At 61.6% G+C, this 13,916-nt stretch carries 10 protein-coding genes; 9 read left to right on the forward strand and 1 reads right to left on the reverse strand.

The window, feature by feature from the left end; all coding sequences use genetic code 11:
• Window positions 1–26: 26 nt before the first annotated feature.
• Window positions 27–1,034, reverse strand: a complete 1,008-nt coding sequence (locus GNZ13_RS22860; RefSeq protein ID WP_172168305.1) for an asparaginase — start codon at window positions 1,032–1,034, stop codon at window positions 27–29.
• 476 nt (window positions 1,035–1,510) lie between these two features.
• On the opposite strand from GNZ13_RS22860, the gene GNZ13_RS22865 reads away from it, so the two are divergent.
• The 9 genes from GNZ13_RS22865 (at window position 1,511) to GNZ13_RS22905 (ending at window position 13,764) form a co-directional block, all read left to right on the forward strand.
• Window positions 1,511–3,091, forward strand: coding sequence for an ABC transporter substrate-binding protein (locus GNZ13_RS22865; protein WP_172168307.1), 1,581 nt, complete (start codon window positions 1,511–1,513; stop codon window positions 3,089–3,091).
• Window positions 3,092–3,186: 95 nt separating this feature from the next.
• Window positions 3,187–4,128, forward strand: a complete 942-nt coding sequence (locus GNZ13_RS22870; RefSeq protein ID WP_172168309.1) for an ABC transporter permease — start codon at window positions 3,187–3,189, stop codon at window positions 4,126–4,128.
• Window positions 4,129–4,146: 18 nt separating this feature from the next.
• Window positions 4,147–5,109: an ABC transporter permease gene (locus GNZ13_RS22875; protein WP_216674983.1), complete on the forward strand. Its 963-nt coding sequence runs from the start codon at window positions 4,147–4,149 to the stop codon at window positions 5,107–5,109.
• Between the two features lie 4 nt (window positions 5,110–5,113).
• Window positions 5,114–6,772 (forward strand): dipeptide ABC transporter ATP-binding protein, encoded by a 1,659-nt coding sequence (locus GNZ13_RS22880; protein WP_172168311.1) that lies wholly within the window; start codon window positions 5,114–5,116, stop codon window positions 6,770–6,772.
• A 25-nt stretch (window positions 6,773–6,797) separates the two neighbouring features.
• Window positions 6,798–8,324 (forward strand): amidase, encoded by a 1,527-nt coding sequence (locus tag GNZ13_RS22885; protein ID WP_172168313.1) that lies wholly within the window; start codon window positions 6,798–6,800, stop codon window positions 8,322–8,324.
• Window positions 8,325–8,522: 198 nt separating this feature from the next.
• Entirely contained in the window at window positions 8,523–9,536 is a 1,014-nt protein-coding gene (locus GNZ13_RS22890; protein WP_172168315.1) for an alpha/beta fold hydrolase, read from the forward strand.
• Window positions 9,537–10,128: 592 nt separating this feature from the next.
• Complete coding sequence (gene oxlT, locus GNZ13_RS22895) at window positions 10,129–11,415, forward strand: oxalate/formate MFS antiporter (RefSeq protein ID WP_172168317.1); 1,287 nt, start codon at window positions 10,129–10,131, stop codon at window positions 11,413–11,415.
• A gap of 126 nt (window positions 11,416–11,541) precedes the next feature.
• A complete protein-coding gene (locus GNZ13_RS22900; RefSeq protein ID WP_172168319.1) occupies window positions 11,542–12,693 on the forward strand; it encodes a M20 aminoacylase family protein in 1,152 nt (383 codons plus the stop codon).
• Window positions 12,694–12,702: 9 nt separating this feature from the next.
• Window positions 12,703–13,764 (forward strand): serine hydrolase domain-containing protein, encoded by a 1,062-nt coding sequence (locus GNZ13_RS22905; RefSeq protein WP_172168321.1) that lies wholly within the window; start codon window positions 12,703–12,705, stop codon window positions 13,762–13,764.
• Window positions 13,765–13,916: the final 152 nt, after the last annotated feature.

Raw genomic sequence — 13,916 nt, forward strand, 5'->3', positions numbered from 1 at the left:
TTGACAATGGATATTGCGCCGCGGGGCTAATCGACCTCGTCGAGGCGCTTCCAGAATTCGAACGCGGTGGCGCATGCGTCGCGTGGCGCGCCCGTGGCGAGCAGTAGCCAGAGAAGTAGACGCGCCTTGCGCGGCCCGAGCCATCCTGAAAACAAAGCGCCACGGCGGGCCAGGTCGATTTCTGAACCGGAAAATCCGTAGGTGCGCGCCGCCGTCGATCCCGATCCGGTACGGCTGGAGACGACGATCGGCAGCCGCGGCACCAGCGCCTCGATGCGCTGTGCTTCGTCATCCGAAACATGCCCTGCACCGTAGGCCGCGATTACGATCCCGTGATATCCCGCGTGGACGACCGCGTCGAGCATCTCACCCGTCTCGCCCAGACATGTTTCGACGAGTGCCACTCGAACCGACAGGTCGGGCTTTCCAGCGCGCTGGGAATAGCGCCTGGACGGTGGACGGAAATACTGGGGCATACCTTCGAGCACCATGCCGGCTGGCCCCACGACCGGCGACTCGAAGGTTTCGACTGACATCGAGTTTGCTTTGCGCACCCAGCGCGCCTCATGGATCGTGTTGTTCATGACCACGGCTACACCGCGCCGGCGACTGGCGCCGTACGCCGCGCAGGCCACCGCGGCAAGAATGTTGGCGGGCCCATCCGCACCCGCGGCCAGCGGCGTGCGCATCGCGCCTGTGACCACCAGCGGCTGCGGATTCGTCCACAGAAGGTCGAGCAGGAAGGCGGTTTCCTCGAGCGTGTCGGTCCCTTGGGTCAGGACGATCCCGGCGGCGCCGGCAGCCACCATGCGCTCTGCCCACGCGAGACTGTCCAGCACATGCGCAAGATTCAGCGAAGGGCTGGGTAATTGTAAAAGTGTCTCGGCGTGAATCTGCGCGATATCAGCCAGACCGGGGACCGCGGTCACCAGTTGTTGCGCGGAAAGACGTGGTAACGCGCCAGCGTCGGCATTGTCGGCGGTCATGCATATCGTGCCGCCTAATGCCCCGACAGCGATGCTCGGATAGTTCATCGAAGTGTTCCTTTCGAGTGTGTGGACAGTATCAGCTTAAACCGTACCTCAAATAGCGTGCAAAGACTCGGTACCGACGACGAGCGCTGCTGTCGCGCTCGGAATCGGTGCGACAGCGATCTTGCACTGCGTGATGCACCGCCCTCGCGCGCACTTGCACAAGTCCCGCGCATTGCAGTGGGCGCTTGCCGGTGGGGCAAGCGCCCGACTTGCCCACATGTACTGGATTTACCGCATGATGGCACGCTTCATGCCTATAAATATGTAAATTTCAATTGTTGCAAGTTGCAATTAACTAGGCATCTTCGACGAGCAGCTCATGTCGGTTCTGTCGCCAGAGGAAAGGGACGTGCCGTACCACTGTATCGACAAGCTTACTGAACACGTCGAAGAGGGTGGCGAGTGGACACGGCCGCTAATACGACGCAAGCGCGGCCTGAATTCATTTTGTGTCATTTCTTCCTATGGGGTGAAGCATGTTGAAGCGATTGTTTATGCGATGCGTGGCTGGGACGCTGATTGCGAGCGCTGCGACGATGGTGTGTGCGCAGGATGCATCCAAGGTGTTACGAATCGTGCCGCAAGCCGATCTGAAGATTCTCGATCCGATCTGGACCACGGCATTCATCACGCGCGATCACGGCTACATGATCTACGACACGCTGTTCGGCGTGGATGCCAAGGGCGTGGTGCAACCGGAGATGGTGGACACGTATACGACCTCGCCGGACGGCAAGACCTGGACGTTCACGCTGCGCAAGGGACTCGCGTTCAGCGACGGCAAGCCGGTCACCTCAGCTGACGTTATCGCGTCGATCACGCGCTGGGGCAAGCGCGATGTGTTCGGCCAGAGAATGTTTGCGGCCCTGCAGTCGTTCGATGCGGTCGATGCCAAGTCCTTCCGCATGACTTTCAAGCAACCCTTCCCGATGGTCCTCGACGCGCTAGGCAAGCCGTCTGGCAGCGCCGCGTTCATCATGCCAAAGCGGGTCGCCGATACCTCGGCGGACCAACAGATCACTGACTATACCGGGTCCGGCCCCTACATCTTCAAGCAGGACGAGTATCGCCCGGGCGCGAAGATTGTGTACATCAAGAACCCGAACTATGTGCCGCGACCGGAGCCGGCTTCCGGTACCGCAGGCGGCAAGCATGTCTATGTCGACAGGGTCGAATGGATCGTGCTCAAGGACGCACAGACGCAGGCCAATGCGATTGCAAACGGTGAAGTGGACATGATCGAATGGATGCCCGCCGAGCAGTACGCCGCGTTCAAGAGCAATCCCAAGCTGGAGTTGTTGAAGCCGACTCCCGCCGGGCTCTTCGACCTGCACCTGAATCATCTCGTGCCGCCGTTCAACAACCCGAAGATTGCCCAGGCGGCAATCATGGCGATCAACCAGGAAGCGTTGATGCGCGCCCAACTGGTGAACAAGGATCTGTACCGGACGTGTTCGTCGATTTACCCATGTGATTCGCCGTTGGCGTCGACCGAGACTGCCTATTTCACTGGCAAGCCCCAGTTCGCGGCGGCCCGCAATCTGCTGAAAGAAGCGGGCTACGATGGCAAGCCGGTGGTATTGATGTATCCGTCTGATTACGCAGTACTCAACAAGTTTCCACCAGTCATGGCGCAATTGTTGAAGCAGGCCGGCTTCAATGTCGACCTGCAGGCAATGGACTGGTCTACGCTCGTGACGCGCCGAACCAGCAAGGCGCCGGCCGACAAGGGTGGCTGGAACCTGTTCATTACCGGATGGGCGCCCGGAGACACGATGAATCCGTTGTTCTTCACTCCGCTGACGGGCAATGGCGAAAAGGGCTGGTTCGGCTGGGCGACTGACGACAAGATTGAGCAGCTCAAGAATGATTACCTTGTCACCAGCGATCCTGCGCAGCGCAAGAAGATCGCCGCGGCGATCCAACTGGAAACGTACCAGAGCGGGATCCTGGCGCCGTTGGGCGACTTCGATTTCTATTCGGTGATCCGCAAGGGCGTGGTGAGCGGCGTCGTCCCGGCTCCGGTCAACGTGTTCTGGAACATTCGCAAGAGCTAACCAGTGTCGGCGGCTGGCTATTCGCCGGCCGCCCGCCGCCTCGCAGGGCAACGCAAACCTGTCCATGTGTCAACCGGCTTTGGAGCGTAACCGACATGGTTTTCTTTCTTTTCCGGCGCGTACTGTCGACGGCGCCAGTGCTGGTCATTGTCGCCCTTATCGTGTTCATGATTCTGCGCCTGACGCCGGGCGATCCGGCTGCGGCGCTTGTCGGTGACAACGGCACTAGCGCGGACATCGCGCGGATCCACACGAGCCTCGGGCTCGACCGGCCGCTGCCGGTGCAGTTCGTCAAATGGACCGTGCAGTTGCTGCAGGGCAACCTCGGCGACTCGTACTACATGAAACAGCCGGTAACTCGGTTGATTGCGCAACGCATCGCACCGACCGTGTCGTTGTCCGCCCTGACACTGGTGATGACGCTCCTGCTCGCGGTGCCGCTCGGCGTGATCGCGGCCTCGCGGCACGGAGGCTGGCTGGACCGGATGCTGATGGGACTTTCGGTGATGGGATTCTCGGTGCCGTCGTTCGTGGTCGGCTATATCCTCATATGGGCGGTCGCCTTGCATGCGAAGCTGCTGCCGGTGCAGGGATACGCTCCGCTGAGCGCGGGTATTGGTTCGTGGCTCACGCACCTGATTCTGCCCGCCATTACGCTGTCCATCGTCTACCTTGCACTGATTGCCCGCGTTACGCGCGCTGCGGTTGCCGAGGCGCTGACTGAAGACTACATCCGCACCGCCCGCGCCAAAGGTATCTCCGAAGCACGCGTGCTGATTCGCCATGCGCTGGCAAATGCCGCGGTACCGATCGTCACGGTGATCGGCATCGGCGTCGGCTTGCTGATCGGCGGCGTGGTGGTCACCGAAACTGTCTACGCGATCCCCGGGCTCGGGCAACTGACGGTCGACGCGGTACTGGCGCGCGACTTCCCGCTGATACAAGGCATCACGCTGTTCTTTTCCTTTGTTTACGTGCTTATCAACCTGCTGGTCGACATGAGCTATCTGCTGCTCGACCCGCGTATCCGCTATTGAGTGAAAGGACGATTGGACATGAGCGACGATCACGATCGGATGACCCTTGCCGCGCCCGGCGCCGTTCTTGCCAACGTGGAGGTGGTGTCGGCCATTCGCTCGCGCACACCGCTGTGGCGCCGCGTGCTGCGGAACTGGTCGGTGCGCCTGGGATGCGGCGCACTGGTGCTTCTGGTCTTCGTAGCCGTTGCCGCACCGTGGCTTGGCACGATCGACCCGACCGCGATGGATCCGGCGAGCGCCAACCTCTTGCCCGGCGCGAGGGCCGAATTCAGTGATCTGTCCGGCGCGACGTTCCAACACTTCTTCCTGATGGGCACCGACAGTCTTGGCCGGGATACCTGGAGCCGGGTCGTATACGGTGCGCGCGTGTCCCTGTCGGTCGGCATCTCGGTGGCACTGCTGGCACTCACCTTCGGTGCACTGGTTGGCGTGGCGGCGGGGTATTTTCGCCGGCTCGACGACATCATCATGCGCGCCATGGACAGCTTGATGGCGATTCCCAGCATCCTGTTCGCGATTACGCTGATGGCGCTCTGGCGGCCGACGCTGGTCACGGTGATTGTCGCGATCACGATTCCTGAAATTCCGCGCGTCGCGCGGTTGGTTCGCTCGATCGTGCTGACCATTCGCGAGGAACCCTACATCGAGGCCGCCATTTCGTTGGCCACGCCGACCGTCAAGATTCTGTGGCGTCATATTCTGCCGAATGCAATCGCCCCGCTGATCGTGCAGGGCACCTACGTGTGCGCGTCGGCGATCCTGGTGGAAGCGATCCTGTCGTTTCTCGGCGTCGGCCTGCCGCCGGATATTCCGACGTGGGGCAACGTCATGGCCGACGGGCGCATGCAGTTCAACCAATATCCTCAGACCGTGCTGTTTCCAGGTGTTTTCCTGGCGCTGACGGTGCTGGCGGTCAACATCCTGGGCGATGGATTGCGTGACACGCTCGATCCGAAATTCAACAAACGGGGGAGCTGACGCGATGCGCGACTTCGACTTCAAAACGGCAGCACCATCCGCCGCCGGGCCGGCCACAACCGTCCTCGCCGTGAATAACCTGACCATTTCTCTGCCGGCTGGTGCCGACCGCCCCCATGCGATCCGGCATGCCTCGCTCGACGTGCGGCAGGGGGAGATTGTCTGCCTGCTGGGCGAGTCGGGCTCAGGCAAATCGGTGATCGCGCAGGCAGTGATGGGCTTGCTGCCGGCGTCGCTCAAGGCGGTGGACGGCGGTATCGAACTACTCGGCGAAGACGTGCTGACAGCAAGCCCGGACCGCATCCGCCAATTGCGCGGCGAAAAAATGGCGATGGTTTTCCAGGAGCCGATGACGGCCCTCAATCCGATCATGACGTGCGGCGCGCAGGTCGATGAGATGCTGGCACAGCATAGCCGTGCCGGCGTCGGCGAGAGGCGCCGACGCATTCTCGAGATCTTCGCCCACGTCAGGCTGCCGGAACCGGAGCGTATCTACGCGTCTTATCCGCATCAGTTGTCGGGCGGACAGCGCCAGCGCATCGTGATTGCAATGGCGCTGATCCTGAAGCCGTTGCTGCTGATCTGCGACGAGCCCACCACAGCGCTCGACGTCACGACCCAGGCCGAGATTCTCAAGCTGATTCGTGAATTGCAGACTGAGAGCGGAACCGCCGTGCTGTTCATCACCCACGATTTCGGCGTCGTCGCCGAGATTGCTGACCGTGTCGTTGTGTTGCGGTTGGGCGACATGGTCGAGCAGGGCGCCAAGTTGCAAGTGTTGCAGCAGCCGCGCGAGCCCTATACCCGTATGTTGCTGGCAGCCGTCCCCGCGCTGGTGCCGCGTACGCGCCCCCCGGTGGAGAAAGCCTATCCCCTGCTCGACGCACGCGGGATCGGGAAGACCTATGTGACGGGTTCCTGGCCCGGCCGCAAGCGCGAGGTGCGGGCGGCCAGTGATGTCTCGCTGACGGTGCATCCGGGCGAAACGGTCGGAATTGTGGGCGAGTCCGGTTCGGGAAAATCGACTGTCGCGCGCTGCGTTGCGCGGCTGATCGAGCCGACCGCCGGCGATATCTTCGCCGGCGGCCGATCGGTGGCCAAAGCGCGCGGCCGCGCGCTATATCCGTTCCGGCGCGGCGTACAGGTCGTGTTCCAGGATCCTTACCGGTCGCTGGATCCACGCCAGACAGTGGGTGCCTCGATCGTCGAAGGGCCGTTGAATTTCGGCGTGCCGTACGCTCAAGCGTGGCGACGTGCTGAAGAACTGATGACGCTGGTACGGCTCAGGCCCGATGCGCTGAACCGCTACCCTAGCGAATTCTCTGGCGGCCAGCGGCAACGCATCTCGATCGCGCGGGCGCTGGCATGCGAGCCACAAGTGTTGATCGCCGACGAGGCGGTGTCCGCGCTCGACGTCTCGGTCCAGGCGCAAATTCTCGAACTACTGGATGACATTCAGCAGCGGCTGCGGATCGGCATTCTGTTCATTACACACGATCTGCGGGTGGCCAGCCAGATCTGCGATCGCGTCATCGTGATGAGGCGCGGCGCGATTGTCGAGGAAGGGGCGATCCAGGACGTGTTCCTCTCGCCGCGCCACGAATATACGCGGGCCTTGCTGGCGGCGGCGCCAGGGCGCGGCTTTGCGTTCGGCGCCGCTTGACAACGGGTAAAGGAATAGGGCAAGTATGGACAACTCTCTGGTTTCGCTCTCCGCGGACGCGGCGCGGCGTCTGATAGGTAGCCGGCAGGTGTCGCCTGTCGAATTGCTGGAGGCTTGCATCGCGCGGATCGAAGCGCTGAACCCCGCTGTCAATGCGGTCGCTGCGACCTGCTTCGGGCGTGCGCGCATCGAGGCGAAGCGCGCGGAGGAGGCCGTATTGCGCGGTGAGCCGCTGGGCCTGCTGCACGGCTTGCCGCTTGGCGTGAAGGATCTCGAGGAGACGGCAGGCCTGCTCACCACCTATGGCTCGCCGCTGTTTCGCTCGAACGTGCCGCAGCGCGATAGCGTGATGGTGGCCCGCTTGCGCGCCGCGGGCGCGATCGTCGCGGCGAAGACCAATGTGCCGGAAATGGGCGCGGGCGCCAACACGCGTAATGTCGTGTGGGGGGCGACCGGCAATCCCTTCAATCCGATGATGAACGCCGGCGGCTCCTCGGGCGGTTCGGCCGCCGCGCTCGCCACCGATATGCTGCCGCTTTGTACCGGCTCCGACATGGGCGGATCGCTGCGCATCCCCGCGGCGCTGTGCGGCGTGGTTGGCTTCCGTCCTTCGCCTGGACTGGTGCCGAACGACAGCAAGCCGCTTGGCTGGACGCCGATCTCGGTGATCGGCCCGATGGGGCGCGAAATCGCCGACATACGCCTGCTGCTGGCGGCGAGTGTCGGTCTCGACGCTAGCGATCCGTTGGGCGAGGATGCTGATCCTTCCGCCTTCGCACAGCGTGCGCAGGTCGACCTCTGCACGCTGCGCGTCGCCTACACGGAGGACTTCGGTGTCTGCGAGGTCGACGACGCGCTGGGCTCGACCTTCCGTGCCAAGATTGCCAAGCTGTCCCGCTACGTGAAGGTCTGCGAGCCGCTCGAGATCGATGTGGGTGAAATCGACCGGTGCTTCGACGTGATCCGCGCGCAGAACTTCGTCGCCAGTTTTCAGGATGCCTACCAGCGCGACCCCGCTTCGCTCGGGCCCAACACCCGAAGCAACTACGAAATGGGGCAATCAATGTCCCTCGCCGACGTGGTCTGGGCGCATGCCGAACAGACCCGCCTGTTTCGCAGTTTCCAGGAAAAGTTCCAGGATTACGACCTGATCGTCTCGCCGACCTCACCGATTTCGCCCTTTCCATGGTCGCAAACTTATCTGGCCGAGATCAACGGGCGGCCGCTCGCGAACTATTACCGCTGGCTGGCACTTACCTATGTGATCACGCTGGCGACCAATCCGGCTTTGTCGCTACCGTGCGGCCTCGACCATGCCGGCATGCCGTTCGGCCTGCAGTTGGTTGGGCCGTTTCGCGGTGATCGTCGCCTGCTCGACATCGCCCAGGCGTTCGAGACGGCCTGGCGGCACGATGAAGCGCTCCGGCGTCCGCGGCCCGATCTGACGAAACTGTTGCAGCCGATCGCCGCGCTCAAGTCTATCGTCACCGACCCGCCGTTGACGGCGATGACCGCCGAAGCGGACGCCAGCGTGGTGCGGCCCGCAGTGTGACGGGCGCTGCTGCCGCTGGCACTCATGCTATCGACTACCTGTTGTCCGACGCGTTCGCCGCTTAACTGGCGGCGAAGATCGCTCCCGCGTGCGCGATGCGCGTATGGCCGAGCTTTATACCGCCGCAGTGCATCGATACCTTCTATCTGACTTTTCTGTTACCCACTCGTCACATTTCACCAAGAGGGATCCCTACCCATGGAAGACTATTTTGTATTCAATGCCGGAAACGTGGTGTTGCAATCTGGTATCACGTTCAGAGATGCCAAGCTCGCCTATCAAACCTACGGAAAGTTGAACGCGGAAAAATCGAACGTCATTCTGTATATGACGTCATTTTCTGCGCATCACTATGACATCGAGTGGATGGTCGGTCCGGGCAAGGCGCTAGACACCGACAAGTACTTCGTCGTTATTCCGAATCTGTTCGGCAATGGACTGTCGTCCTCGCCCAGCAACGCAACCGAGCCCTTTAGCGGAAGCCGTTGGCCGAATTTCACGATTGCCGATAACGTCGCGATTCAACACCAACTCCTGACGCAAGAACTCGGCATCGAAGTTTTGCAATTGGCGTGCGGGTGGTCGATGGGCGGATTGCAGGCGTATCAATGGGCGGCAATGTATCCGGACATGGTCAGGCGGCTAGTCGTGCTCTGCGGCGCGGCAAAGACCTCGCCGCACAATCAGGTATTCATCGAGGGCGTGCGCGCGACCCTGACGACGGATCCCGGTTTTCAAAACGGAACGTTCATCGAGCGTCCCGAGCGCGGTCTGCGGGCCATGGGCCGCAACTACGCCGCCATGGCGATGTCGCAAACGTTTTATCGTGACGAGGTGTGGCGGCAGGCCGGCTTCTCCTCGCTTGAAGACTTTCTCGCGATGTCGTGGGAAGCGAATTTCCTGAAGCGCGATGGCAACAACCTGCTGGCTCACCTATGGACATGGCAACACGCAAACATCGCGGCCAATTCCAAATATAACGGCGATTTTCAAGCGGCGCTGAAAGCGATTACGGCGAAGGCGTTGATCATGCCAAGCGAAACCGACCTGTATTTCCAGGTGGAAGACAACCGTCTCGAGGTCGAGCAAATGCGAAACGCCAGGCTCCTTCCCATTTCGTCGATATGGGGCCATCGCGCCGGGCTGCCGACAGCCAATCTGGACGATGCCGCGTTTATTTCCGCCGCGATAACCCGGCATCTTGAGGACTGACGTGCTGGACATGCCGCGGCTGCGTCTCGCGTTTCTCTTGCAGTCCTCCATCGGCACCGCAAGCCTCCACGCCGATGCTGTCGAACAACATTGCGGAAGTCGCTGATGCGGATGGGCGAGCGACTGCAACATGTCGGTCGGGACGCCACAGGCGTCCCCGGCATGACAATTATCCGGCCCAACGCGCCGTGGCTCTAGGTCTGCCAATGTTGCGCTCGGGATCGGTGCAACGGCGGTATTGGGTTGCGCAGTGCACCTTTCTCGCGCGCGCCGTGCATGGTTTTTGCGCATGGTCGCGTGTGCATCGCGGTATGAAAAACGCCTGATTTGTCCATGAAAACGGGGTTTCCCGCATCGTGGCACACTTCGTGCAAATCGAAGTAATATGGAAATGGAAATTATTGAAAATTGCAACTATATCGACGTGATGCAAGCGCACTAGCAGATTGTCGAAGGTGCCGTTTTCAAAGCTGGGTCATCTGAACTTACGTTTCGATGTACTGAGCGTGTTGTCCAGGAGCGTGGCGTCGCGCCTCCAGACAAGCTCGCTGCCTGAGTCATTTCGTGGCACCTCTTCGTACGGAGTTGAAGCATGAGCACCCAGAATTTCGGCGCCCACACCCGTGCACCGTTTGCACTTTCACTACACAGCCGCTGGTGGCAATTGTTGTGCGGCCTCGTATGTGCGATGGTCGCGTCCAATCCCCAATACATCTGGACTTTGCTGACGCGCCCGCTGACAGCGCAGCTCGGCGTGTCGCTGCCGAGTTTGCAGGTCACCTTCTCCATTCTCATTGTCTGCCAGACGTTTCTGTCGCCGCTCGAGGGCTATTTGATCGAGCGCTTTGGGCCGCGCTGGCTGCTGGCCGCGGGTGGCGCGATCACGGGGCTCAGCTGGGTACTGACGAGCCGCGCGGAGTCTCTGCTGTCCGTTTATCTCTGCTATGGCGTTCTCGGGGGAATCGGCGTAGGTATTGTCGTGGTCGGCACGATCGGGCTGATGGCACGCTGGTTCCCAGACCGTCGCGGTTTTGCGATAGGCGTAGTGATGGCGGGCTTCGGCATGGGCGCAATGCTCACGACGTTTCCGATCACCAATAGCATCGCCAAGTACGGCTATCAGCATACGCTGGCCGTCTATGGCGTGATCCTCAGCGTGATCGGCATACTTGCCGCCCTCGGCATGAGGCTGCCGCCTCCTGGCTACATGGCGGACTGGCGGCCGCAGAGAGCCGCCGCGGCTGTACCTGACACGCGGCCCGGCAAGATGCTGCGCACGCCGTTGTTCTGGCTGATGTTTGTGATGATGTCGATGATGGCGACCTCCGGCCTGATGGTGACTTCGCAAATGGCAGTCTTCACGCGAGATTTCGGCCTGGCGGGGGTCACCGTGTTCGGCCTCGCAGCGTTGCCGCTTGCGTTGACGATTGATCGCGTGGCGAACGGCGTGACGCGGCCTATGTTCGGATGGATCTCCGACCTGATCGGGCGCGAGCACACGATGCTGATCGCATTCGGGATGGAAGCAGTAGCGATGACCTTGTGGCTCACGTTGCGGCACGATCCGTTGTTGTTCGTGCTGCTGTCTGGCGTCGTCTTTCTCGGCTGGGGCGAGATTTTTTCGCTTTTCCCTTCGACGCTCACGGACACCTTTGGCGGCAAACATGCGATCGTCAACTACGCGTGCCTGTCTTATGCGCAAGGTATCGGTTCGATCCTGGGCGGACCGGTGGCCGCGCTACTCCACCAGCATACGGGCGGCTGGGACGCGGTGTTCGGTACGGCTATCGCATTGGATGGTTGTACCGCTGTGCTCGCGATCGCCGCACTCAGGCCGATGCGCCGAGCGTGGTTTGCCCGCGCATCCAGACGCGCGTAATGCAATCGGCCACGGCTAGCTTGCCAGGAACCGCGCCCACTCGAATCTGCAGCGGATGCTGCATCGCTTCGTCGATTCTCTGTTTTCTCGTCTCCTTAATTTTCCACTGAAAGGGATTAAATTCCGATGGATAGCGACCTGATCGACCTGATGACGAAGTGGCGGCACGCACTGCACTCCTGTCCGGAAACTGCGTTCGAGGAGGTCGCAACCGCAGACCTCGTCGCCGGCGTGTTGCGACAGTATGGCTTCGAGGTACATGGCAGCATCGGACGAACCGGTGTGGTGGGTACCATGACCCGAAGCGCGGGACCCGCCATCGGCTTGCGAGCCGACATGGACGCACTGCCGATCGCTGAAGCCAATAGCTTCGCGCATCGGTCGCAACATGAAGGCAAGATGCATGCGTGTGGCCATGACGGCCACACTGCAATGCTGCTCGGCGCCGCTGTCGCGTTGAGCCGCGACCCCAGTTGGCGCGGCACGGTACATGTGATTTTTCAGCCGGCAGAAGAGGGGCCGGCGGGCGGTGGCAAGATGATGGTCGAAGAGGGACTCTTCGAGCGCTTTGCGTGTGACGCGGTGTTTGGTTTGCACAACTGGCCGGGCTTCCCGCGCGGACATTTTGCGATCAACGACGGTCCGATGATGGCATCGTTCGACACGTTCGAGATTGTTGTCGACGGCAAGGGTTCGCATGCCGCGATGCCTGAGGAAGGGAGCGACGTGCTGGTGTGTGCTAGCCAGATCGTCACCGCATTGCAGACAATCATAAGCCGACGAATTTCCCCGAAGGAATCAGGCGTCGTTAGCGTCACGCAAATTCACGGTGGCGAAGCGTGGAACGTACTGCCTGACCGTGCGGTCATTCGCGGCACCGTGCGTTGTTTTTCGATCGACGTGCAGGAACGAATTCGCTCGTCGATCGGCGAAGTTTCCACGGGTATAGCGCGCGCACTGGGCGCAAGCGCGACGCTTGACTATCGCTACGCGTATCCGGCCACCATCAATAGTGCCGCTCAAGCCGATCTTGCAGCTGCGGCCGCCGAGGCGACCGTCGGCGCTTCCAGCGTGCGGCGAGGTTGTGTGCCTTCGATGGCCTCGGAGGATTTTGCGTTCATGCTGCACGCAAAGCCCGGCGCATACATCTGGATGGGCGTTGACGAGGCGACTCCGGCAGCACCGCTCCACAATCCGCATTACGATTTCAACGATGCCGCGCTTGCGATCGGTGCAACTTATTGGGTGAACCTCGTCAAGCTGTTTTGTGCCCGGTAAAGGACCCTCATGCAACCTGCCAATCTCCAGCATGCCGTGCAATTCGCGATCGATCATGAAACGCCGTGGGACCGCGAGGTCGATGGCGTATGGGGCGTACATCCGGACGACCCGCCACCCTGGAACCGGCTGCTCGGACCGGTGCATGGGCGTGGCCCGGTGTCCGGCGTCATCACTCGGGACGGCCGGACGCTCACTTCGTGGGGCGAACCTGATCGTGCCGACCTGACCTTTAGCATTGCCAAGACTTATCTCGCGCTGCTGGCCGGCGTTGCGCACGATCGCGGCCTGATGCCCGATGTCGACGAGCCGGTGCACGTGCGGGTGCCTGGTATCGGCTTTGATGACGAGCACAACGCGAGCGTGGCCTGGGCGCATCTGCTGCAGCAGACAAGCGAATGGCAAGGCGTGTGTTTCGGCTTGCCCGACGAGGCCGACCACTACCGATACGTGAAATTCGGCAAGGAGCCGGATGGGAAGAAGGGGGATCGGCGGCCGCTACAGGCTCCCGGCACCTACTGGGAATACAACGACGTGCGCATAAACCAGTTTTCGCTGGCGCTGCTGCACCTGTTCCGCCGTCCGTTGCCAGAGGTGTTTCGCGAAGCGATCATGCGGCCACTCGACGCGAGCGAGAACTGGCAATGGGTCGGTTACGATAATGCCTGGGTGGAGGTGAGCGGGCAGCGCGTGCAGTCGGTTCCGGGCGGCACGCATTGGGGTGGCGGCCTGTCGATCAGCGCCCAGGACCAGATCAAGGTGGCCCAGCTGTTCCTGGGTCAGGGCAGCGTCAACGGCCAGCACATCGTCTCCAGCGAGTGGCTGCAGCGCATGCTGACACCGTGTGCAATCGCACCGTTCTATGGCTACCTGGTCTGGCTTAACCACGAGCGCAGCGTCTTTCCGAGCGTGCCGGCCTCCAGCTACTTCGCAATTGGCGCGGGCGGTTCGTTCACCTGGATCGAACCTGAACGCCGGCTGGCGGTGGTGGTGCGCTGGCTCAATCCGGCGCATGCTGACGAATTTTTCGGTTTGGTGCTCAAGGCGATTGACGAGGGGGCGAGGGGCTAGTCAGCATCGATTCTATTGCGGGTTGCTGTTTGAGTTGGGCACGCCGCCTAATGCAGGCGCTGGTCAACAGTGCGGTGGCCTCTCGCTCCGAGGCCGTTTTATGAAGCGGCGTTCGGAAGCTAGGTGGGTCGCGTCCGCATCCGCTTGCTGCG

It is taken from the genome of Paraburkholderia elongata (assembly GCF_013177735.1).
Lineage (GTDB): Bacteria > Pseudomonadota > Gammaproteobacteria > Burkholderiales > Burkholderiaceae > Paraburkholderia > Paraburkholderia elongata.